This is a genomic window from Streptomyces aureocirculatus (assembly GCF_000720475.1).
In the GTDB taxonomy this organism is placed as follows: domain Bacteria; phylum Actinomycetota; class Actinomycetes; order Streptomycetales; family Streptomycetaceae; genus Streptomyces; species Streptomyces aureocirculatus.
The window spans coordinates 113208-136338 of the sequence record NZ_JOAP01000021.1 but is presented as its reverse complement, the minus strand read 5'-3'; the positions used below and the strand labels follow the sequence as shown (position 1 = coordinate 136338).

The window sequence follows — 23131 nt, the reverse complement described above, 5'->3', positions numbered from 1 at the left end:
CCCTCCTGCCCCGCGACGCCATGCACGCCCTCTCGCCGCACCGGGCACAGCCCCAAGTACGTCCAGTACGAGGGCCTGCGCCCGGCACGCCGAGAGCACGCGCCTGACGCCGCGGGGCCGCCCTCCGGGCGACGGAGGGAGTTTGACGACAGGCCCTAGTCCGCAGCCCCCGCGGCCGCGGCCACGGCCCCCACCCCACCCCCCTCCGCCAGCCGCGGAATGCGGCACTGCGCGGCATACGCGGCCGCCGGGTAGCGGGGGTCGGGGCGCAGCGCGTACTCCCGCAGGCAGGCTTCCGTGAACTTGATGACGTGTTCGTCGCCGTGCTCGACGGCGCGGGCGCCGAGTTCGTCGAGCGGTGGCGTCCCGTCCGGCCCGGTCCGCCGAGCCGTCGTGCCCTCGTCCCCGCGGTCCGTGGTGAAGGCGAGCAGGAAGGCCGCCTGTACCTGCCACAGCTTGGCGAGCGTCGGCTCGTACAGCTCTGGCGGCAGGTGCGGCAGGACGAGCCGCGCGGCGGCGGGTGCGGTGACGCCGTGGACGAGCGGGACCGGGAAGACCTCGGGGTGTCCCAGGTAGACGTCGGCGAACTGCAACGTCATGTCGCTGAGCAGGCGCGCCGCCGGGTGCGGCGCGAGCCACCCCAACGAGTCGGTGTAACCGGGCAGTCGGTCGAGGGCGTCGAGGCGGCCGCGGGCGACGGCCGGGCCGCGCGGACCGTCCAGGGGTACGCGCGGCAGCGCCGCGACGGCCGCGGGCACGGTGCGGGGGCCGCGCAGGGCGGGGGCGCCGGGCAGCTCGTGGTGGCGCGCGGCCCAGTACGCGAGCCCCCTGGCCAGCTCATCGAGCTGCAACCGGGTCGGGGCGTCCCCGGCCGCGTCCAGACCGCGCACCGCGTGCGCCGTCCGGATCAGGCCGTGCGTCAGACCGGCGAACAGGCCGGGGAGCAGCCGCGGCCACCAGCGCGCGAGGACATCGCGCCAGGAAGCGTCGGCGAGTTCGCGCGCGAACAACTCCTCCCAGTCACCGGCGCGGCCGAAGTCCCCCAGGGCGGGCCGCCACGACGTCTCGTCGGCGGGGTCGAGGGCGAAGCGCGCCGCCGGGGGCTCGTGGTGATCGAGCGCGCGCCGGTAGCGACGGACCCAGCGGGCGACCTCGTCACCGTGCCCGAGCACCGCGACCGCCTCGGCCCCCATCGGGCCGTGATTGGCGAGGTCGACACCGACTCCGCGTTCGTAGCCGAGGTCTTCGAGTCGTTCCAATGCGTCGTTGACGGCGTCGTGGTAGCTGATCGACGGCATGCCGCACACACCTTCCGTAAGAGAACACTTCGCTTATCCGAACAGTTTGGAACTCCAAACAAACTACACTCGCGGCATGCAGAGCGCGCAAGAGCCCGGGCGGCCGCCCGGGCACCCCGGGAGCCCCACCGCCGACGAGATCCGGATCGTGGGCCTCGTGCCACTGCTCGAGCCCTACTTCCGCGGCGCGATGGTGAGCGAGCTGATGCCCGAGCAACTGCGTACGGCGATGGAGAGCGAGGGCCTGACCCCGCGCCACGGCGCCGTGCTCCCCCAACTCCTCGCGGCCGACGCACCGCTGACGGTCGGCGGCATCGCCGCGCGGCTACAGGTCTCCCTGCCCACCGCGAGCGAGCTGGTCGGCGGCCTGGCACGGGCAGGCATCGTCACGCGCACCCCGGACGAGACCAACCGCCGCCGGGTCCTCGTCTCCCTGGTCGAGGAGTACCGCCCGCTGCTCGAATCGTTCGTCGTCCGCCGGGGCGAACCGCTCCTGCGCGCGCTCGCGGGACTCCCCGCCGAGCACCGGGAGGGGTTCGTGGCGGGGCTCAGGGCATGGGTGCGGGAGGTACGGGAGGTTCAGGGCTGAGGGCGCACCGGGGTGCGGCGGCCCTCCCCTCGTACGGAACCGTCCGCGTCCCCGGCACGTCGCACAGACACAAGCCGGCCCCAGCGGGACGGCCTCCGCACATCACACGGAACGCCTCCGCACATCACACGGCACCTGTCCGTACGCCGCCGCCAAGTGCCCCGCGAGCCGCGGTGAGGCGAACTCCGTGCCGCACACGAACCGCATCACCGGGCCGTACGAGGACCCGGCCAGCACGCCCGTGAAGTACAGGCCCGGCATCGAAGAGGCATAGCCCGCGCCCAGCATGGGCGTGCCGCGGCTGACGGCGAGGCGGGCGCGCAGACCGTGGCCGAGGAAGCTGAGGGCGGCGAGGTCGACGCGGTACCCCGTCGCGGCGACGACATGGTCGGCGGCGAGCATCTGAGGGCGGCGGTCCAGGGTCTCGACGGTGAGGACCGGGCGGCCCCCGCGCGTCTCCGCCGTGACGACGCGCCGCACCTCGCGGGTCTCCACCTTCCCCTCGTACCGCTCCTGGAGCCACCAGGCGCCGAGCGGGCCGAGGACGCGGCGGGTGAGGAAGTGCCGCGCCGGGGCGGGCAGATGACGGAAGCCCTCGGCGTACCGGCTCAGCACGTACAGCGACCAGGCCCGGCCGAAGGGCGACTCCGGGCGCAGTCTCGGCTGGTCCCACGGCGCCCCGCCGAACGCCACGGAGCCCCGGCCGCGGGCGACGACCCGCACACGCGCGCCCGCCTCCGCCGCGAGCACCGCGGTCTCCAGGGCGGACTGCCCCGCGCCGACGACGAGCAGTTCGCAGCCCGCGTAGCGCGTGAGGTCGTGGTGCTGCGCGCTGTGCGACACGGGTCCCGCGGGCGAGGGTCCGTCCGGCACGGCCGCGGCCAGCTCGGACGGCAGTCGCTCCAGCCCTGTCAGGCCGGTGGCGACCACGACCGCGCGGGCCGCGAGCTGCTCCCCGGAGTCCAGCTTCAGCTCGAAGCCCCCGCCGGGACGCTGGTCGACGGACACCACCCGCACCCGCTCCAGGTCGGGTATGAGCTCCTCCTGGAACCACTGCCCGTACCCGGCGAACGTCTCGGCCGGGACGATGTCCTCGTCCGTGGCCATCCGCGGCAGGCCCGCGGCGTCGCAGTAGTCGAGGAGGGTGTGCCCGCGGTGCGGCGCGTCGATGTTCGACGCGGCGGGCGTCGATTTGAGGAGCATGCCCACGGGCATGTGCTCCCGCCAACTCGCCATGGGTTCCCCGAACACGCGCACCGGCATGCCCCGGGCCCGCAGATGCGCGGCGGTGGACAGACCGTACGGCCCGGCACCTATGACGACCACGGACCGGCCCGGTCGCTCCGGTCGGTGCGATGGCTCGTGTCGGTGCGATGACTCCGGTCGGCGCGATGGCTCCGGTCGGTGCGATGACTCGTGTCGGTGCGATGGCTCCGGTCGGTTCGGCTGATTCACGAAGTCCCTCCCCCGGGACGTCATGTACGCGTGCCGTCGCACGGCGCACCCTCACTTCGTGCTCGTGCTGCCGCGGCGGTCGGTCCGCCAGGGAAGCTAGGCGGGAACGGGAAGTTCCACTCGACCTGTGTCCGGACATTGCGAACTCTTTAGGCACTGCCCCAACCGCGGCTTCCCACGTAACGTGTGGTGCACCCAGATTGGAAAGCGAGGCAGGCACGCATGTCCGAGCAGAACCCGCTCGACCTCCCCGAGGGTGACCCCTTCGGCCCGCACAATCTTCCCTACGGGGTCTTCACCCCGGCCGGGTCCGCCGCCTCGGAAGGACGGCGGGTCGGTGTCCGGCTCGGCTCGTACGTCCTCGACGCGGGAGCGGCCGCCGCCGCCCTCGGCTCGCCCTACGTCTCGCTGCTCGCCCAGCCCACCCTGGGCCCGTTGCTCGCCGCGGGACGCCGCACCTGGAGCGATGTCCGCCGGGCCCTCACCGCCTGGGTGACGGTCCCCGCACACCGCGACGTCGTCCGCCCGCTGCTCCACCCCCTGACCGACGTCACCCTGCACCTGCCCTTCGAGGTCGCGGACTACGTCGACTTCTACGCCTCCGAGCACCACGCGTCGAACCTGGGCCGGATGTTCCGCCCGGACGCGCCGACCCCGCTCACCCCCAACTGGAAGCACCTGCCCATCGGTTACCACGGCCGCTCCGGCACCGTCGTGGTCTCCGGCACGGACGTGGTGCGCCCCACCGGTCAGCGCAAGACGCCCACGGACACGGCGCCCGTCTTCGGCCCCTCGGTCAAGCTCGACATCGAGGCGGAGGTCGGCTTCGTCGTCGGCGCCCCCTCCACGCTCGGTACCCCCGTACCGCTCGCCGACTTCCGCGAGCACGTCTTCGGTCTCTGCCTCCTCAACGACTGGTCGGCCCGTGACCTGCAGGCCTGGGAGTACGTCCCGCTCGGCCCGTTCCTCGGCAAGTCCTTCGCCACCTCCGTCTCGGCCTGGGTCACCCCGCTCGAGGCCCTGGACGCCGCCCGCGTCACCCCGCCCGAGCGCACCGAGCCCCTGCTGCCCTATCTGGACGACACCACCGGCTCCACCGCCGGCTCCGGGCCCGCCGGGTCCGTCGCGGACGAGCCCGGTGGCTATGACCTCCGCATCACCGTGTCCCTCAACGGTCACGTCATCTCCGAACCCCCCTTCTCCACCGTCTACTGGACCGCCGCGCAGCAGCTCGCCCACATGACCGCCAACGGCGCCTCCCTGCGCACCGGCGACCTCTACGGCTCCGGCACCGTGAGCGGCCCCTCCCCCGAGCAGTTCGGCTCCCTCATCGAGCTGACCTGGAACGGGCGTGACCCCTTGGAGCTCCCCGACGGCAAGCGCACGTTCCTCGAGGACGGCGACGTCGTCACGATGACCGCCTGGGCCCCCGGTCCGGACGCCACCCGGGTGGGGCTCGGCGAGGTCACCGGCCGCATCACGCCTGCGACGGGCTGAGGCCCTCGCGGGCTCCTCAATCGCCGGAGGGGCTGCGAATCAGCTCCTCCGGCGATTGAGGAGCGGGGTCTGGGGCGGAGCCCCGGTTTCGGTGAAGGGGCGGGACTGAGGAGCGCCCCCCCAAAGGCCTACGCCTCCGCCAACACCTCAAGCACACCCTCCCCGTACGTCGCCAACTTCTTCTCGCCGACCCCGCCGATCCCCCCGAGCTCCGCCACCGAACCGGGCCGTGCCGTCGCGATCTCCCGCAGCGTCGCGTCATGGAAGATGACGTAAGCCGGAACCCCCTGCTCACGTGCCTGCGCAGCCCGCCACGCCCGCAGCGCCTCGAACACCGGCACAGCTTCCTCGGGCAGCTCCGCCACCGCCGCGGCCGCCCGCGCCTTGCGCTCGCCCTTCGCCGCGGACCGGGCGACCGCCGCCTTCTTGGGCTCCTTGCGCAGCGGCACCTCACGCTGCCGGCCGAGGACGGAGCCGCTCGCCTCGGTGAGCACCAGCGTGCCGTACTCACCCTCGACGGCGAGGAGGCCCTGGGCCAGCAACTGCCGCACCACGCCCCGCCATTCGCCCTCACCCAGCTCCTCGCCGATGCCGAAGACCGACAACTGGTCGTGGTCGAACTGGATGATCTTGGCGGTTCTGCGGCCTAGCAGGATGTCGATGATCTGGCCCGCGCCGAACTTCTGGCCGCGCTCCCGCTGGAGCCGCACGATCGTCGACAGGACCTTCTGCGCGGCCACCGTGCCGTCCCAGGTCTCCGGCGGGGTGAGGCAGGTGTCGCAGTTGCCGCAGGACTCGGCCGTGGGGTCCTGGCCGAAGTAGGTCAGGAGCTGGGCGCGGCGGCACTGGACTGTCTCGCAGAGCGCCAGCATCGCGTCCAGATGGGCGGCGGCTCTGCGCCGGAACGCCTCGTCGCCCTCACTGCCCTGGATCAGCTTGCGCTGCTGGACGACGTCCTGAAGGCCGTACGCCATCCAGGCCGTGGAGGGCATGCCGTCGCGGCCGGCGCGACCCGTCTCCTGGTAGTACCCCTCCACCGACTTGGGCAGGTCGAGGTGGGCGACGAAGCGGACGTCCGGCTTGTCGATGCCCATGCCGAAGGCGATCGTGGCCACCACCACCAGGCCGTCCTCCCGCAGGAACCGCGACTGGTGCAGCGCGCGCGTCCCGCTGTCGAGACCCGCGTGATACGGCACCGCCTCGATGCCCTGGGCACAGAGGAACTCGGCGGTCCGCTCCACGGCGTTGCGCGAGAGGCAGTAGACGATGCCCGCGTCGCCCTCGTGCTCCTCTTTCAGGAAGGCGAGGAGCTGCTTCTTGGGGTCGGCCTTGGGCACGATGCGGTACTGGATGTTCGGCCGGTCGAAGCTCGCCACGAACTGCTTGGCGTCCGGCATGGCCAGGCGCTGGATGATCTCCCGGTGGGTGGCGTCCGTGGCCGTCGCCGTCAGGGCGATGCGCGGCACGTCCGGCCAGCGCTCGCCGAGGACGGACAGGGACAGGTAGTCGGGACGGAAGTCGTGCCCCCACTGCGCCACGCAGTGCGCCTCGTCGATGGCGAAGACGGAGATCCTGGCCCGCGAGAGCAGGTCGAGCGTGGTGCCGAGGCGCAGCCGCTCCGGTGCCAGATAGAGCACGTCGAGCTCGCCCGCGAGCAGCTCGGCCTCCACGACCCGGCGCTCGTCGAAGTCCTGCGTGGAGTTCATGAACCCGGCGCGCACGCCCAGCGCCCGCAACGCGTCCACCTGGTCCTGCATCAGGGCGATGAGGGGGGAGACCACGACACCCGTACCCGGCCTTACCAGGGCGGGGATCTGATAGCACAGGGACTTTCCGCCGCCGGTCGGCATGAGGACCACGGCGTCGCCGCCCGAGACCACATGGTCGATGATCGCTTCCTGCTCGCCGCGGAAGGAGTCATAGCCGAACACGCGGTGCAGGGTCTCGAGGGCGGTGCCGCTCGCCGCGGCGACGCCGGGGGCCGCCCGGCCGCCCGAGCCCGCCGCCGGGGACGTCTGCCCGCCCATGAACGGGTCCTCGCCCGCGAACGGATCCTCTTCCCCGAACGGCTCACCGAACGGGTCCTCGAAAGGGTCCGCGAACGGACGCGCGCCCTCTTCCATGTCAGTCATGCCACCGATCCCCTGCCTCGCCCAGCCCCGTACGTCACGCCTCGACCACCGCGTGCTTCCACCACTGCGTCCACGATAGGGGTCCGCGCCGACAGGCCTCGAAGTTATCCACAGGCTCACCCCCGCGGTGTGATGAATGCGCCACCGCCCGGCACCCCCGTGGATCCGGGGTGCCGGGCGGCACCGTACGCGTACAGGCTCTGCGGGGCCGATGCCCCGAGCCGAGATCTCGTTGTAGCGGCCTACCGGACGAAGACTCCCGCCTGTCCTGCCAGGTCGAGGAAGTACTGCGGCGCCACACCGAGCACCAGCGTCACCGCCACCCCGACCCCGATCGCCGTCATGGTCAGCGGCGACGGCACGGCGACCGTAGGGCCGTCCGCCTTCGGCTCGCTGAAGAACATCAGGACGATCACGCGGATGTAGAAGAACGCGGCGATCGCGGACGAGATCACACCGACCACGACCAGGGCGCCCGCGCCGCCGTCGGCCGCCGCCTTGAACACGGCGAACTTTCCGGAGAACCCGGAGGTCAGCGGGATGCCCGCGAAGGCGAGCAGAAAGACGGCGAACACCGCGGCGACCAAGGGGGAGCGGCGACCGAGCCCCGCCCACTTGGACAGGTGCGTCGCCTCGCCGCCCGCGTCCCGTACCAGCGTGACCACCGCGAAGGCGCCGATCGTCACGAACGAGTACGCGGCCAGATAGAACAGCACCGACGAGATGCCCTCCTCCGTGGTCGCGATGACACCCGCGAGGATGAAACCCGCGTGGGCGATCGAGGAGTAGGCGAGGAGCCGCTTGATGTCGGTCTGGGTGATGGCGACGATCGCGCCGCCCAGCATCGTGACCACGGCCACGCCGATCATCACCGGCCTCCAGTCCCAGCGCAGGCCCGGAAGGACCACGTACAGGAGACGCAGGAGGGCGCCGAACGCGGCCACCTTCGTCGCCGCCGCCATGAAGCCTGTGACCGGCGTGGGCGCGCCCTGGTAGACGTCGGGCGTCCACATGTGGAACGGCACCGCGCCCACCTTGAAGAGCAGGCCCATGACGATCATCGCGGCGCCGATCAGGAGCAGCGCGTCATTGCCCATGGTGCCCGCGAGGGCCGGGTCGACGCTGGTGATCGTGCCGTCGACGACCTTCGCGACCGTGCCGTACGACACGGAGCCCGCGTAGCCGTAGATCAGCGCGATGCCGAACAGCGTGAACGCGGAGGCGAAGGCGCCGAGGAGGAAGTACTTCACGGCCGCTTCCTGCGACATGAGCCGCTTGCGGCGCGCCAGGGCGCACAGCAGGTACAGCGGCAGCGAGAAGACTTCCAGGGCGATGAAGAGGGTCAGCAGGTCGTTCGCCGCGGGGAAGACCAGCATGCCGCCGATGGCGAACAGTGCCAGCGGGAACACCTCGGTGGTGGTGAACCCGGCCTTGGTGGCGGCCTGTTCACCGGCGCTGCCGGGGACGGCTCCGGCCTGCGCGACGAAGGAGTCGACGCGGTTGCCGTGCGCCACCGGGTCTAGCCTGCGCTCCGCGAAGGTGAAGATCGCGACAAGGCCTGTGAGCAGAATGGTGCCCTGCAGGAACAGGGCGGGGCCGTCGACCGCGATCGCGCCCATCGCCGCGATCCTGGCCTTCGTGGTGCCGTAGTCACCGGCCGCGAGGGCGACGACCGCGGCGAAGGCGGCGGCCAGCGCGACGACGGACACGAACAACTGGGCGTAGTAGCGGAACTTGCGCGGCACGAAGGCTTCGATGAGCACTCCGAGTACGGCGGCGCCGATGACGATCAGGGTCGGCGCCAACTGGCCGTACTCGATCTTCGGCGCGTCGATCTTGTCGATCGGGTCGGCCGCCGTTGTCCACAGGCTGTGGACGGCTGTCGCACTCACTTGGCGGCCTCCACCTCGGGCTTGGGGTCCTTCTTCTGGACGTCGGACATGGTGTGCTCGACCGCCGGGTTCACCAGGTCGGTCACCGGCTTCGGGTAGACGCCGAGGACGATCAGGAGCGCGATCAGCGGGGCCACCACGGCCAGTTCGCGAACCTTCAGGTCGGGCATCGACGCGACCTCCGGCTTCACGGGCCCGGTCATCGTCCGCTGATAGAGGACGAGGGTGTAGAGCGCGGCGAGCACGATGCCGAAGGTCGCGATGATCCCGACCGCCGGATAGCGCGCGAAGGTGCCCGCCAGGACCAGGAACTCACTCACGAACGGCGCGAGCCCCGGCAGCGACAGCGTGGCGAGGCCGCCGATCAGGAAGGTGCCCGCGAGCACCGGCGCCACCTTCTGCACCCCTCCGTAGTCCGCGATCAGACGCGAGCCCCGGCGCGAGATGAGGAAGCCTGCGACCAGCATCAGGGCGGCTGTGGAGATGCCGTGGTTGACCATGTAGAGCGTGGCGCCGGACTGCCCCTGGGACGTCATCGCGAAGATGCCGAGGATGATGAACCCGAAGTGCGAGATCGACGCGTACGCCACCAGGCGCTTGATGTCGCGCTGGCCGACCGCGAGCAGCGCGCCGTAGATGATGCTGATCAGGGCGAGCACCAGGATCGCCGGCGTCGCCCACTTGCTGGCCTCGGGGAAGAGCCCGAGGCAGAACCGCAGCATCGCGAACGTGCCGACCTTGTCGACCACCGCCGTGATCAGTACGGCGACCGGGGCCGTGGCCTCGCCCATGGCGTTCGGCAGCCAGGTGTGCAGCGGCCACAGCGGGGCCTTCACCGCGAAGGCGAAGAAGAAGCCGAGGAACAGCCAGCGCTCGGTGTTGGTCGCCATGTCCAGCGAACCGTTGGCCCGCGCTTCGGCGATCTCCTGGAGCGAGAAGTTCCCGGCGACTACGTAGAGCCCGATCACGGCCGCCAGCATGATGAGGCCGCCGGCCAGGTTGTAGAGCAGGAACTTCACGGCCGCGTACGAGCGCTGCGCCGAGGCCTTCTCGTCGCTGCCCGCGTGGGCGCGGTCTCCGAAGCCGCCGATGAGGAAGTACATCGGGATGAGCATGGCTTCGAAGAAGATGTAGAAGAGGAAGACGTCGGTGGCCTCGAAGGAGATGATCACCATCGCTTCGACGGCCAGGATCAGGGCGAAGAAGCCTTGCGTGGGCCGCCAACGCGACGACTTGGTCTCCAGGGGATCGGCGTCGTGCCATCCCGCCAGGATGATGAACGGGATCAGGAGGGCGGTGAGCGCGATCAGGGCGACGCCGATGCCGTCGACGCCGAGTTCGTACCGCACTCCGAAGTCCGCGATCCAGGAACGCGACTCGGTCAGTTGATAGCGGTCGCCGTCAGGGTCGAACCGGACGGCGACCACGACGGCCAGCGCGAGCGTGGCCACTGAGAAGAGCAGCGCGAGCCATTTGGCGGCGGTCCGCCGCGCGGCCGGGACGGCCGCCGTGACGATCGCGCCGACCGCGGGGAGCGCGGCCGTCGCTGTGAGCAGAGGAAAGGACATCGGTATCAGACCGCCCTCATCAGCAGCGTCGCGACGATGAGGACCGCCGCGCCGCCGAACATCGAGACCGCGTAACTGCGTGCGTAGCCGTTCTGCAGCTTCCGCAGCCGCCCGGAGAGCCCGCCGACCGAGGCCGCCGTGCCGTTGACCACGCCGTCCACCAGGGTGTGGTCGACGTACACCAGGGAGCGTGTGAGGTGTTCGCCGCCGCGCACCAGGACCACGTGGTTGAAGTCGTCCTGGAGCAGGTCCCGGCGGGCCGCGCGGGTGAGCAGCGAGCCGCGCGGGGCGACGGCGGGGACCGGGCGGCGGCCGTACTGGAACCAGGCCAGGGTCACACCGACGACCAGGACCACCATGGTGGCGCCCGTGACCGTGGCGGCGCTCAGCGGGGAGTCGCCGTGGTCGTGGTGCGTGACGGGCTCCAGCCAGTGCGTGAAGCGGTCGCCGATGCTGAAGAAGCCACCCGCGAACACCGATCCCACGGCGAGCAGGATCATCGGGATCGTCATGGACCTGGGCGACTCGTGCGGATGCGGCTCGGAGTGTTGGCCGCGTGTCTCGGCGGCGGGCTCGGCGCTCGGCTGCTCCGGGGAAGCCGTCGCGCGGTGCCGCCACCGCTCCTCTCCGAAGAAGGTCAGGAGCATCACTCGCGTCATGTAGTACGCCGTGATGGCCGCGCCCAGGAGCGCCACCGAGCCGAGGATCCAGCCCTCCGTGCCGCCCTTGGCGAACGCCGCCTCGATGATCTTGTCCTTGGAGAAGAAGCCGGACAGACCGGGGAAGCCGATGATCGCGAGATAGCCGAGACCGAAGGTCACGAACGTCACCGGCATGTACTTCCTGAGGCCGCCGTACTTGCGCATGTCGACCTCGTCGTTCATGCCGTGCATGACCGAACCCGCGCCGAGGAAGAGCCCGGCCTTGAAGAAGCCGTGCGTCACCAGGTGCATGATCGCGAAGACATAGCCGATCGGGCCCAGGCCCGCGGCCAGGATCATGTAGCCGATCTGCGACATCGTCGAACCGGCGAGCGCCTTCTTGATGTCGTCCTTCGCACAACCGACGATCGCACCGAAGAGGAGCGTCACGGCGCCCACGACGGTGACGGCAAGTTGTGCGTCCGGGGCGCCGTTGAAGATGGCTCCGGAGCGGACGATGAGATAGACACCGGCGGTGACCATCGTCGCCGCGTGGATCAGGGCCGAGACCGGGGTCGGGCCCTCCATCGCGTCCCCGAGCCAGGACTGCAGCGGCACCTGCGCGGACTTGCCGCACGCCGCGAGCAGCAGCATCAGGCCGATCGCCGTGAGCTTGCCCTCGCTCGTCCCCTCGGAGGCCTCCAGGACGGGCCCGAAGGCGAACGTCCCGAACGTGGTGAACATCAGCATGATGGCGATGGACAGACCCATGTCGCCGACCCGGTTGACCAGGAAGGCCTTCTTGGCCGCCGTGGCCGCGCTGGGCTTGTGCTGCCAGAAGCCGATCAGGAGGTACGAGGCGAGCCCGACGCCCTCCCAGCCGACGTACAGGAGCAGGTAGTTGTCGGCGAGGACGAGGAGGAGCATCGCCGCGAGGAACAGGTTCAGATAGCCGAAGAAGCGGCGGCGGCGCTCGTCGTGCTCCATGTACCCGATCGAGTACAGGTGGATCAGCGTGCCGACGCCGGAGATCAGCAGGACGAACGTCATCGACAACTGGTCGAGCTGGAAGGCGACGTCGGCCTGGAAGCCCTCGACGGGAATCCAACTGAACAGGTGCTGGTGCAGCGAGCGGTCCTCGGCGCCCTTGCCGAGCATGTCGGTGAAGAGGACCAGGCCGATCACGAAGGACAGGGCCGAGAGCAGCGTGCCGATCCAGTGCCCCACCCGGTCCAGGCGCCGGCCGCCGCACAGCAGGACGACCGCTCCGAGCAGAGGCGCCGCCACGAGCAGCGCAATCAAGTTCTCTGTGTTCACGGTGCTAACGACCCCTTACAGCTTCATCAGGCTGGCGTCGTCGACCGAGGCCGAGTGACGGGAGCGGAACAGCGACACGATGATCGCGAGCCCGACCACGACTTCGGCGGCGGCGACGACCATCGTGAAGAAGGCGATGATCTGGCCGTCCAGATTGCCGTGCAGCCGGGAGAACGCGACGAACGCCAGATTGCAGGCGTTCAGCATCAGCTCGATGCACATGAAGACGACGATCGCGTTCCGCCTGATCAGTACGCCGCTGGCCCCGATGGCGAACAACAGAGCCGCCAGGTACAGGTAGTTGACCGGATTCACTTCGACGCCTCCTCGGTCTGCTCGCCCGCGGCGGCGGCGTGTTCGGCCCCGGAGTCGCCGTCGCCGTTCCGGCCGGGGTCCGTACGCCGCAGGTCCGGGCGTTCCAAGCGGTCCGTGGCGCGCTGCTCGAGGGCCCGCAGGTCGTTCAGTGCCTCGGTGGACACGTCGCGGATCTGGCCGCGCTCACGCAGCGTCCTGTTGACCGTGAGCTCCGACGGCGTGCCGTCGGGGAGCAGGCCCGCGATGTCCACCGCGTTGTGCCGGGCGTACACACCCGGGGCGGGCAGCGGCGGCAGGTGCTTGCCCTCGCGCACGCGCTCCTCGGCCAGTTCCCGCTGGGTCTTGGCACGCTCCGTGCGCTCGCGGTGGGTGAGGACCATCGCGCCCACCGTCGCCGTGATGAGCAGCGCGCCAGTGATCTCGAAGGCGAAGACGTACTTCGTGAAGATGAGGGTCGCGAGGCCCTCCACGTTGCCGCCCTCGTTGGCCTTGGCCAGGCCTTCGAAGTCCTTCAGGGAGGCGTTGCCGATACCCGCGAACAGCAGCAGGGCGAAGCCGAATCCGCACACCGCGGCCAGCCAGCGCTGGCCCTTGATGGTCTCCTTCAGCGAGTCGGCGGCGGTGACGCCGACGAGCATGACCACGAAGAGGAACAGCATCATGATCGCGCCGGTGTAGACCACGATCTGCACGATGCCCAGGAAGTAGGCGCCGTTGGCCAGGTAGAACACCGCGAGGATGATCATGGTTCCGGCCAGGCAGAGCGCGCTGTGCACCGCCTTCCTCATCAGGATCGTGCACAGCGCGCCGATCACGGCGACCGTGCCGAGCACCCAGAACTGGAAGGCCTCGCCCGTGGAGGTGGTGTAGGCCGCGAGGGCGGTCATTCGCCCACCCCCCGGTCCCGTGCGGGCCGCTCGGCCGCCGGAGCGCTCCCCGAGGCCGCCCTCGCGGGCCCGGCCTGTGCGGCGGCGGTCGGCTCGGGTCCGACGCCCTCGGGGACGGTCACTTCGGAGGCCGGCTTCTCGCCGCGGGAGAGGGCGGGCTGAGGGGTCGTGCCGGGGGCGGCCTCGGTGACAAGGCCCCGGTAGTAGTCGCCCTCGTCCATGCCCGGGAAGATCGCGTGCGGCGATTCGACCATGCCTTCTTCGAGGCCGGCGAGGAGTTGCTCCTTGGTGTAGATCAGGTTCGCCCGGCTGCTGTCGGCGAGCTCGAACTCGTTCGTCATCGTCAACGCGCGCGTGGGGCACGCCTCGATGCACAGTCCGCAGAAGATGCAGCGGGCGTAGTTGATCTGATAGACGCGGCCGTACCGCTCGCCCGGGGAGTAGCGCTCCTCCTCGGTGTTGTCCGCGCCCTCCACATAGATGGCGTCCGCGGGACAGGCCCAGGCGCACAGCTCACAGCCGATGCACTTCTCCAGGCCGTCCGGATGGCGGTTGAGCTGGTGCCGGCCGTGGAAGCGGGGAGCAGTGGTCTTCTGCTGCTCCGGATACTGCTCGGTGAGCCGCTTCTTGAACATGGCCTTGAAGGTCACGCCGAAGCCCGCGACGGGGTTCTGGAACCCCTGATCCGACTGGTTCGACTGCTGCGGGTCGACCGCCTCCTGTTGCTCGGGAAGCTGTGAGCGCTTCGGCCGGTCCGGCATGTTCGGCTGCTCAGCCATCGGACGCCTCCTTTCCGTCACTTTGAGTATCGGGCCCACCACTGACAATCAACTCCCGCTCGTGGCGTGGGCGTCGACGCGGCACGGGCGGCAGGGTCTGTCCGGGCAGCGGCGGCACCGGGAAGCCACCGGCCATCGGGTCGAAGGCACCGGCTTCGGCGGGCGGGGCGGCCGCGGCCGCGTCCTTCTCGCGTTTGTCGCGGAAGACGTCCACGAGCACGGAGAGCAGCAACAGGGCGAGTACACCGCCGCCTACGTAGAGCGCGATCTCGCTGAAGTCGTAGTCCTCGTTGCGCAGCGCCCGGACGGTGGCGACGAGCATCAGCCAGACCACGGAGACGGGGATGAGGACCTTCCAGCCGAGCTTCATCAACTGGTCGTAGCGGACGCGTGGGAGGGTGCCGCGCAGCCAGATGAAGAAGAACAGGAGCAGTTGCACCTTGAGGATGAACCAGGCCATCGGCCACCAGCCGTGGTTCGCGCCCTCCCAGAAGGTGCTCACCGGCCACGGGGCCCGCCAGCCTCCCAGGAACAGCGTCACGGAGACGGCCGAGACGGTGACCATGTTGACGTACTCGGCGAGCATGAACATCGCGAACTTGATCGACGAGTACTCGGTGTTGAAGCCGCCCACGAGGTCGCCCTCGGACTCCGGCATGTCGAACGGCGCCCGGTTGGTCTCCCCGATCATCGTCACGATGTAGATCAGGAACGACACCGGGAGCAGCAGGACGTACCAGCGGCCCTCCTGCGCCTCGACGATCCGCGACGTCGACATCGACCCGGAGTACAGGAACACCGAGGCGAACGCGGCGCCCATGGCGATCTCGTACGAGATCATCTGCGCGCACGAGCGCAGTCCGCCGAGCAGCGGGTACGTCGAGCCGGAGCTCCAGCCCGCGAGGACGATGCCGTAGATGCCGACGGAGGCGACCGCGAGGATGTAGAGCATCGCGATCGGCAGGTCGGTGAGCTGCATCGTGGTGCGGTGTCCGAAGATCGACACTTCGTTGCCCGCGGGCCCGAAGGGGATCACCGCGATCGCCATGAACGCCGGGATGGCGGCGACGATCGGCGCGAGGACGTAGACGACCTTGTCCGCGCGCTTGACGATCAGATCCTCCTTGAGCATCAGCTTGATGCCGTCCGCGAGGGACTGGAGCATGCCCCAGGGGCCGTGCCGGTTCGGGCCGATGCGCAACTGCATCCAGGCGACGACCTTGCGCTCCCACACGATGGAGAACAGCACAGTGATCATCAGGAACGCGAAGCAGAAGACGGCCTTGATGACGACGAGCCACCAGGGGTCCCTGCCGAACATCGACAGGTCTTCGGCCGCCAGGGGTACCGCGCTCTGCGCGGTGTGCACTGCCTGAAGCATCACGACGTCACCTCCGTGGCCCCGGCGGGCCCCGGCAGGACGGCCGGGCCGATGCGGACGAGGTCGCCGGGGCGGGCGCCGGTGTCCGACGTGACGCCGCCCCCGGACGAGTTCAGGGGGAGCCAGACCACACGGTCGGGCATCTGGGTGACGAGCAGCGGCAGCGTCGTCGCGCCCGCGAGGCCGGTGACGGCGAGCAGGTCGCCGTCCTTGACGCCCGCCTCGGCCGCGGTGGCCGCGGACAGCCGGGCCGCCGCCGCGTGCCGGGTACCTGCGAGCGCGTCGTCGCCCTCCTGGAGGCGGCCCTGGTCGAGCAGCAGCCGGTGCCCCGCGAGGACGGCCTCACCGGCGGCGGGCCGCGGCGGGTGCGAACCGGTCTCCAGGGGCTCGGTGGCGTGCGGGCCGTCCCAGCCTCCGAGGCGGTCCAGCTCGCGCCGGACGGTGAGCAGGTCCGGCAGGCCGAGGTGGATGTCGCCCGCGTCGGCCAGCATGTGCAGGACGCGGGCGTCGCTCGGGGCGAGCCTGCGGGTCATCTGGTCCGGCTTGAGCGCGGCCTCGAAGAGCCGGGCCCTGCCTTCCCAGTTGAGGAAGGTGCCCGGCTTCTCGGCGACGGCGGCCACCGGAAGCACCACGTCGGCACGTTCCGTCACCTCGCTCGGCCGCAGCTCCAGGGAGACCAGGAAGCCGACCTCGTCGAGTGCCGCACGCGCGCGTGCCGGGTCGGGCAGGTCGGCGACCTCCACGCCCGCGACGAGCAGGGCGCTCAGTTCGCCGGTCGCGGCGGCTTCGATGATCTGGCCGGTGTCGCGGCCGTAGCGGTGCGGGAGTTCGGCGACCGACCAGGCGGTGGCGACCTGCTCACGGGCGCGCGGGTCGGTCGCGGGTCGGCCGCCGGGCAGCAGCGACGGCATCGCACCGGCTTCGATCGCCGCGCGCTCACCCGCTCGGCGCGGGATCCACACCAGTCGGGCGCCGGTCGCGGAAGCCGTCCGTACGACGGCCGTGAGCGCGCCGGGGACGGCCGCGAGCCGTTCACCGACGACGATCACGGCGCCTTCGGAACGCAGCGCCTCGGCGGCCCCGGCACCGTCGTCGGCCAGGCCTACGTTCGCCGCGAGCGCGTCGAGCCACTCCGTCTCGGTGCCGGGCGCGGCAGCGAGCAGCGTGCCGCCGGCCTTCTCCAGACCGCGGGTCGCGTACGGGGCGAGCGCGTAGGTGCGCTGGCCGTGCTTGCGCCAGGCCTTGCGCAGGCGCAGGAAGACGCCGGGCGCCTCCTCCTCCGCCTCGATACCTGCGAGCAGCACGGCGGGGGCCTGCTCAAGGGCGGCGTACGTGACGCCGTCGCCGTCGAGGTCACGGCCGCGTCCGGCGACGCGTGCCGCGAGGAAGTCGGCCTCCTCGCTGGAGTGCACGCGCGCGCGGAAGTCGATGTCGTTGGTGTCGAGCGCCACGCGCGCGTACTTGCTGTACGCGTAGGCGTCCTCCAGGGTGAGGCGCCCGCCGGTCAGCACACCGGCGCGCCCGCGCGCGGCCGCGAGCCCCCTGGCCGCCGCCTCCAGGGCCTCGGGCCAGGACGCGGGGACCAGTTCACCGGAGTCGGCGTCGCGCACCAGCGGCGTGGTGAGCCGGTCCGGCTTCTGCGCGTACCGGAAGCCGAAGCGCCCCTTGTCACAGATCCACTCCTCGTTGACCTCGGGGTCGTTCTGCGCGAGCCGCCGCATGACCTTGCCGCGCCGGTGGTCCGTACGCGTGGCGCAGCCGCCGGCGCAGTGCTCGCACACCGAGGGCGACGACACCAGGTCGAACGGGCGCGACCGGAACCGGTACGCCGCCGAGGTGAGGGCGCCCACCGGGCAGATCTGGATGGTGTTGCCGGAGAAGTACGACTCGAAGGGGTCGCCGTCGCCGGTGCCGACCTGCTGGAGCGCCCCGCGCTCCAGGAGCTCGATCATCGGGTCGCCCGCGATCTGGTTGGAGAAGCGGGTGCAGCGCGCGCACAGCACGCACCGCTCACGGTCGAGCAGCACCTGCGTGGAGATCGGCACCGGCTTCTCGAACGTGCGCTTCTTGCCCTCGAAGCGGGTGTCCGAGTCGCCGACCTGCATCGCCTGGTTCTGCAGCGGGCACTCGCCGCCCTTGTCGCAGACCGGGCAGTCCAGCGGGTGGTTGATGAGGAGCAGCTCCATCACGCCCCGCTGCGACTTCTCCGCGACGGGCGACGTGAGCTGCGACTTCACCACCATGCCGTCCGTGCACGTGATGGTGCAGGAGGCCATCGGCTTGCGCTGGCCCTCGACCTCCACGATGCACTGCCGGCAGGCGCCCGCGGGGTCGAGGAGCGGGTGGTCGCAGAAGCGCGGGATCTCGATGCCGAGGAGTTCGGCGGCGCGGATCACCAGCGTGCCCTTGGGGACGCTGATCTCGATGCCGTCGATCGTCAGTGAGACCAGGTCTTCCGGCGCAGCCGCCGCCTCCCCGCCTCCGGAGGGAGCGCTGCTGGTGGACACTGTCATGCGTTCACCTCCGTGTGCGTGTCGGTCCTGCCGCTCCGGTCGGCCCAGAGCGTGGACTTGGCGGGGTCGAAGGGGCAGCCCCTGCCGGTGATGTGCTGCTCGTACTCCTCGCGGAAGTACTTGAGCGAGGAGAAGATGGGTGAGGCGGCGCCGTCTCCGAGGGCGCAGAAGGACTTGCCGTTGATGTTGTCGGCGATGTCGTTCAGCTTGTCGAGGTCGGACATGACGCCCTTGCCCGCCTCGATGTCGCGCAGCAACTGCACGAGCCAGTACGTCCCTTCGCGGCAGGGCGTGCACTTGCCGCAGGACTCGTGGGCGTAGAACTCGGTCCAGCGGGTCACGGCCCGCACCACGCAGGTCGTCTCGTCGAAGCACTGCAGGGCCTTGGTGCCGAGCATCGATCCGGCGGCGCCCACGCCCTCGTAGTCGAGCGGCACGTCGAGGTGCTCGTCGGTGAACATCGGCGTCGAGGAGCCGCCCGGCGTCCAGAACTTCAGCCGGTGCCCGGCCCGCATGCCGCCGCTCATGTCGAGCAGTTGGCGCAGCGTGATGCCGAGCGGCGCCTCGTACTGGCCGGGTGAGGTCACGTGCCCGCTGAGCGAATACAGCGTGAAGCCGGGCGACTTCTCGCTGCCCATCGACTTGAACCAGTCTTTCCCCCGATTGAGGATCGCGGGAACCGAGGCGATGGACTCGACGTTGTTGACAACAGTGGGGCACGCGTAGAGGCCCGCGACCGCAGGGAAAGGGGGACGGAGTCGCGGCTGGCCACGGCGGCCTTCGAGCGAGTCGAGCAGCGCGGTCTCCTCACCGCAGATGTACGCGCCCGCGCCCGCGTGCACGGTGAGTTCCAGGTCGAGTCCGCTGCCCAGGATGTTCTCGCCGAGGTAGCCCGCCGCGTAGGCCTCACGAACGGCCTCGTGCAAACGTCGCAGCACGGGGACGACTTCACCACGCACGTAGATGAACGCATGCGCGGAACGGATCGCGTAGCAGGCGATCACGATGCCCTCGATGAGGCTGTGCGGGTTCGCGAAGAGGAGCGGGATGTCCTTGCAGGTCCCTGGCTCCGACTCGTCGGCGTTGACAACCAGATAGTGCGGTTTGCCGTCGCCCTGGGGGATGAACTGCCACTTCATCCCGGTCGGGAAGCCCGCGCCGCCGCGGCCGCGCAGGCCCGAGTCCTTCACATAGGCGATCAGGTCGTCGGGCGCCATCGCGAGGGCCTTGCGCAGCCCTTCGTAGCCGTCGTGGCGGCGGTAGGTGTCGAGGGTCCAGGACTTCTCGTCGTCCCAGAAGGCGGAGAGCACCGGTGCGAGGAGCTTCTCCGGGCTGGTCTCGTTGTCGATCTCGGCGGCCAACGTCATCACTCCCCCTCCTCGGCGGACGGACCGGCCGGGTGGGCCGGGTCGGAAGCCGAGGTCTGCTGCGGCGCGTCGTGCGAGCTGAGGTGCTCACTGGGCGACGGGTCGTGCGGCTGGCTCTCCTCGGGTCCGCCCGCGCGCGGGTGGACCACTCGTGCGGGCGGTGCCTCGCCCTTGGCCAGGCGCAGCCCGATCAGCGAGGCGGGGCCCGCGCCGCCGCTCGCCTCGACGGCGCCGGCGCGCTCGTCGGGGAAGCCCGCGAGGATCCGGGCCGTCTCCTTGAAGGTGCACAGGGGGGCGCCGCGGGTCGGTTCGACCGGTGCTCCCGCGCGCAGGTCGTCGACGAGACGCTTGGCGCTGCCCGGCGTCTGGTTGTCGAAGAACTCCCAGTTGACCATCACCACGGGAGCGAAGTCGCAGGCGGCGTTGCACTCGATGTGCTCAAGCGTCACCTTCCCGTCCTCGGTGGTGCCGCCGTTGCCGACGCCCAGGTGCTCCTGGAGTGCCTCGAAGATGGCGTCGCCGCCCATGACGGCGCACAGCGTGTTGGTGCAGACGCCGACCTGGTAGTCACCGGAGGGCTTGCGGCGGTACATGGTGTAGAAGGTCGCGACCGCCGTCACCTCCGCGGTGGTCAGACCGAGCACGTCCGCGCAGAACCGCATGCCGGTGCGCGTCACATGGCCCTCCTCCGACTGCACCAGGTGCAGCAGCGGCAGGAGCGCCGAGCGGGAGTCCGGGTAGCGGGCGACGACCTCGCGCGCGTCGGCCTCCAGGCGGGCGCGGACGTCGGCCGGGTAGGCCTGCGGGGGCAGTTGGGGCATGCCCAGGCTGACGCCCTCGGGGGAACTGGTGGTCACCGGTCGACGCCTCCCATCACGGGGTCGATGGACGCGACGGCGACGATGACGTCGGCGACCTGGCCGCCCTCGCACATCGCCGCCATGGCCTGCAGATTGGTGAAGGACGGGTCCCGGAAGTGGACCCGGTAGGGGCGGGTGCCGCCGTCGGAGACGACGTGCACGCCCAGTTCGCCCTTGGGCGACTCCACGGCGGCGTAGGCTTGGCCGGGCGGCACCCGGAAGCCTTCCGTCACCAGCTTGAAGTGGTGGATCAGGGCCTCCATGGAGGTGCCCATGATCTTCTTGATGTGGTCGAGCGAGTTGCCGAGGCCGTCGGGGCCGAGGGACAACTGGGCGGGCCAGGCGATCTTCTTGTCGGCGACCATGACCGGCCCCGGCTCGAGCCGGTCCAGGCACTGCTCGACGATGCGCAGCGACTGCCGCATCTCCTCCAGGCGGATCAGGAACCGTCCGTAGGAGTCACAGGTGTCGGCCGTGGGGACGTCGAAGTCGTACGTCTCGTAGCCGCAGTAGGGCTGTGCCTTGCGCAGGTCGTGCGGGAGTCCCGCGGAGCGGAGCACGGGTCCTGTCGCGCCGAGGGCCATGCAGCCGGCCAGGTCGAGGTGGCCGACGTCCTGCATGCGGGCCTTGAAGATGGGGTTCCCGGTGGCGAGCTTGTCGTACTCCGGGAGGTTCTTGTGCATCTTCTTCACGAACTCGCGGATCTGGTCCACCGCGCCCGGGGGCAGGTCCTGGGCGAGTCCACCGGGCCGGATGAACGCGTGGTTCATGCGCAGGCCGGTGATCAGCTCGTAGATGTCGAGAATCAGTTCACGATCACGGAAGCCGTAGATCATGATCGTCGTGGCGCCGAGTTCCATGCCGCCGGTGGCGATGCACACCAGGTGCGAGGACATCCGGTTCAGCTCCATCAGGAGCACGCGCAGGATCGTCGCGCGGTCGGGGATCCGGTCCTCGATGCCGAGCAGCTTCTCCACGCCCAGGCAGTACGCCGTCTCGTTGAAGAACGGCGTCAGATAGTCCATGCGCGTGACGAACGTGGTGCCCTGGGTCCAGGTGCGGTACTCGAGGTTCTTCTCGATGCCCGTGTGCAGATAGCCGATGCCGCAGCGGGCCTCGGAGACCGTCTCGCCCTCGATCTCCAGGATGAGCCGGAGCACGCCGTGCGTGGAGGGGTGCTGGGGGCCCATGTTGACGATGATGCGCTCGTCGTCGGCTTTGGCCGCGGACTGGACGACCTCGTCCCAGTCACCGCCGGTGACCGTGTAGACGGTCCCTTCGGTGGTCTCGCGTGCCGAGGCAGAGGCGGAGGCAGAAGGAGTGCTCATTAGCTGTACGACCTCCGCTGGTCCGGAGCCGGGATCTGGGCGCCCTTGTACTCGACGGGGATGCCGCCGAGTGGGTAGTCCTTGCGCTGCGGGAAGCCCTGCCAGTCGTCCGGCATCATGATCCGCGTGAGCGCCGGGTGGCCGTCGAAGACCAGGCCGAAGAAGTCGTACGTCTCGCGCTCGTGCCAGTCGTTCGTCGGGTAGACGGCGACCAGCGAGGGGACGTGCGGGTCGGCGTCCGGGGCGCTGACCTCGAGCCGGATCAGGCGGTTGTGGGTGATCGAGCGCAGGTGGTAGACGGCGTGCAGCTCGCGGCCCTTGTCACCGAGGAAGTGCACCCCGCTGACGCCGGTGCACAGCTCGAAGCGCAGCGCGGGGTCGTCGCGCAGGGTGCGGGCGACCCGGACGAGGTGCTCGCGCGCGATGTGGAAGGTGAGCTCGCCGCGGTCGACGACGGTCTTCTCGATGGCGTTCTCGGGGACGAGTCCCTGTTCCTCCAGGGCCCCTTCGAGTTCGTCGGCGACCTCGTCGAACCAACCGCCGTAGGGGCGCGAGGAGGCGCCCGGCAGCGTGATGGTGCGGACGAGGCCGCCGTAGCCGGAGGTGTCGCCGCCGTCGTCGGCGCCGAACATCCCCCTGCGTACGCCGATGACCTCGCCCGAGGTGTCGCGCGGCGACGGCACGCCGGTGCCGTCGAGGTGCTCGCCCTCGCCGTTCGGGTGCTTCTCGGTCACCGCAGCAGCCCCTTCATCTCAATGGTGGGGAGCGCCTTGAGGGCCGCTTCCTCCGCCTCTCGGGCCGCTTCTTCCGCGTTCACGCCGAGCTTGGAGGACTGGATCTTCTGGTGCAGCTTGAGGATCGCGTCCAGCAGCATCTCGGGCCGGGGCGGACAACCGGGCAAATAGATGTCGACCGGGACGACATGGTCCACACCCTGCACAATCGCGTAATTGTTGAACATCCCGCCCGACGATGCGCAGACCCCCATGGAGATGACCCACTTGGGGTTGGGCATCTGGTCGTAGACCTGGCGCAGGACGGGCGCCATCTTCTGGCTCACACGTCCGGCGACGATCATCAGATCCGCCTGCCGCGGCGAGCCGCGGAAGACCTCCATACCGAAGCGCGCCAGGTCATAGCGTCCGGCGCCGGTCGTCATCATCTCGATGGCGCAGCACGCGAGTCCGAACGTGGCGGGAAAGACGGATGACTTGCGCACCCACCCGGCGGCCTGCTCGACGGTGGTCAGCAGGAATCCGCTCGGCAGTTTCTCTTCGAGTCCCATGCTCAGTGGCTCCTCTGTCCCCTTCCG

Annotated in this window: 18 protein-coding genes; 2 read left to right on the top strand and 16 right to left on the bottom strand. The window is 70.3% G+C overall.

Annotated features, from left to right (window positions below):
• Positions 1-155: 155 nt before the first annotated feature.
• Positions 156-1298 (bottom strand): questin oxidase family protein, encoded by a 1143-nt coding sequence (locus IG78_RS0120735; protein ID WP_030565415.1) that lies wholly within the window; start codon positions 1296-1298, stop codon positions 156-158.
• Positions 1299-1374: 76 nt separating this feature from the next.
• On the opposite strand from IG78_RS0120735, the gene IG78_RS0120730 reads away from it, so the two are divergent.
• Positions 1375-1887, top strand: a complete 513-nt coding sequence (locus tag IG78_RS0120730) for a MarR family winged helix-turn-helix transcriptional regulator (protein ID WP_031128959.1) — start codon at positions 1375-1377, stop codon at positions 1885-1887.
• A gap of 102 nt (positions 1888-1989) precedes the next feature.
• On the opposite strand, the gene IG78_RS0120725 is transcribed toward IG78_RS0120730, so the two are convergent.
• The gene (locus tag IG78_RS0120725) at positions 1990-3213 is read right to left on the bottom strand and encodes an FAD-dependent oxidoreductase (RefSeq protein WP_051852806.1); all 1224 of its coding nucleotides are present in this window, start codon (positions 3211-3213) and stop codon (positions 1990-1992) included.
• Between the two features lie 351 nt (positions 3214-3564).
• On the opposite strand from IG78_RS0120725, the gene fahA reads away from it, so the two are divergent.
• Positions 3565-4839 carry a fumarylacetoacetase gene (gene fahA / locus IG78_RS0120720; protein ID WP_030565409.1) on the top strand — a complete coding sequence of 425 codons (1275 nt, stop codon included), beginning with the start codon at positions 3565-3567 and terminating at the stop codon, positions 4837-4839.
• A 128-nt stretch (positions 4840-4967) separates the two neighbouring features.
• Here fahA and recQ read toward each other — a convergent pair whose 3' ends face one another.
• The 14 genes from recQ to IG78_RS0120650 all read right to left on the bottom strand — a co-directional run bounded on the left by recQ (position 4968) and on the right by IG78_RS0120650 (position 23104).
• Positions 4968-6866, bottom strand: a complete 1899-nt coding sequence (gene recQ / locus IG78_RS0120715) for a DNA helicase RecQ (protein WP_031128961.1) — start codon at positions 6864-6866, stop codon at positions 4968-4970.
• Between the two features lie 347 nt (positions 6867-7213).
• The gene (gene nuoN, locus IG78_RS0120710) at positions 7214-8863 is read right to left on the bottom strand and encodes an NADH-quinone oxidoreductase subunit NuoN (protein ID WP_030565405.1); all 1650 of its coding nucleotides are present in this window, start codon (positions 8861-8863) and stop codon (positions 7214-7216) included.
• Positions 8860-10431, bottom strand: a complete 1572-nt coding sequence (locus IG78_RS0120705; RefSeq protein WP_030565402.1) for an NADH-quinone oxidoreductase subunit M — start codon at positions 10429-10431, stop codon at positions 8860-8862. Before IG78_RS0120705 ends, nuoN begins: the two co-directional genes overlap by 4 nt.
• A gap of 5 nt (positions 10432-10436) precedes the next feature.
• Positions 10437-12389 carry an NADH-quinone oxidoreductase subunit L gene (nuoL, locus tag IG78_RS0120700; RefSeq protein WP_030565400.1) on the bottom strand — a complete coding sequence of 651 codons (1953 nt, stop codon included), beginning with the start codon at positions 12387-12389 and terminating at the stop codon, positions 10437-10439.
• Positions 12390-12404: 15 nt separating this feature from the next.
• Positions 12405-12704 (bottom strand): NADH-quinone oxidoreductase subunit NuoK, encoded by a 300-nt coding sequence (gene nuoK, locus IG78_RS0120695; RefSeq protein WP_030565398.1) that lies wholly within the window; start codon positions 12702-12704, stop codon positions 12405-12407.
• Positions 12701-13591, bottom strand: a complete 891-nt coding sequence (locus tag IG78_RS0120690) for an NADH-quinone oxidoreductase subunit J (RefSeq protein WP_030565396.1) — start codon at positions 13589-13591, stop codon at positions 12701-12703. Before IG78_RS0120690 ends, nuoK begins: the two co-directional genes overlap by 4 nt.
• Positions 13588-14370: an NADH-quinone oxidoreductase subunit NuoI gene (gene nuoI, locus IG78_RS0120685; protein WP_225882126.1), complete on the bottom strand. Its 783-nt coding sequence runs from the start codon at positions 14368-14370 to the stop codon at positions 13588-13590. The genes IG78_RS0120690 and nuoI overlap by 4 nt, the downstream gene beginning before the upstream one ends.
• A complete protein-coding gene (nuoH, locus tag IG78_RS0120680) occupies positions 14363-15751 on the bottom strand; it encodes an NADH-quinone oxidoreductase subunit NuoH (RefSeq protein ID WP_030565393.1) in 1389 nt (462 codons plus the stop codon). The genes nuoI and nuoH overlap by 8 nt, the downstream gene beginning before the upstream one ends.
• Complete coding sequence (locus IG78_RS0120675; protein WP_030565391.1) at positions 15751-18264, bottom strand: NADH-quinone oxidoreductase subunit G; 2514 nt, start codon at positions 18262-18264, stop codon at positions 15751-15753. The genes nuoH and IG78_RS0120675 overlap by 1 nt, the downstream gene beginning before the upstream one ends.
• The gene (gene nuoF, locus IG78_RS0120670; RefSeq protein WP_030565390.1) at positions 18261-19631 is read right to left on the bottom strand and encodes an NADH-quinone oxidoreductase subunit NuoF; all 1371 of its coding nucleotides are present in this window, start codon (positions 19629-19631) and stop codon (positions 18261-18263) included. The genes IG78_RS0120675 and nuoF overlap by 4 nt, the downstream gene beginning before the upstream one ends.
• Complete coding sequence (nuoE, locus tag IG78_RS0120665) at positions 19631-20488, bottom strand: NADH-quinone oxidoreductase subunit NuoE (RefSeq protein WP_030565388.1); 858 nt, start codon at positions 20486-20488, stop codon at positions 19631-19633. The genes nuoF and nuoE overlap by 1 nt, the downstream gene beginning before the upstream one ends.
• Entirely contained in the window at positions 20485-21819 is a 1335-nt protein-coding gene (locus IG78_RS0120660) for an NADH-quinone oxidoreductase subunit D (protein WP_030565386.1), read from the bottom strand. The genes nuoE and IG78_RS0120660 overlap by 4 nt, the downstream gene beginning before the upstream one ends.
• A complete protein-coding gene (locus tag IG78_RS0120655) occupies positions 21819-22553 on the bottom strand; it encodes an NADH-quinone oxidoreductase subunit C (RefSeq protein WP_030565384.1) in 735 nt (244 codons plus the stop codon). Before IG78_RS0120655 ends, IG78_RS0120660 begins: the two co-directional genes overlap by 1 nt.
• Positions 22550-23104, bottom strand: coding sequence for a NuoB/complex I 20 kDa subunit family protein (locus IG78_RS0120650; RefSeq protein ID WP_030565381.1), 555 nt, complete (start codon positions 23102-23104; stop codon positions 22550-22552). Before IG78_RS0120650 ends, IG78_RS0120655 begins: the two co-directional genes overlap by 4 nt.
• Between the last annotated feature and the right edge of the window lie 27 nt (positions 23105-23131).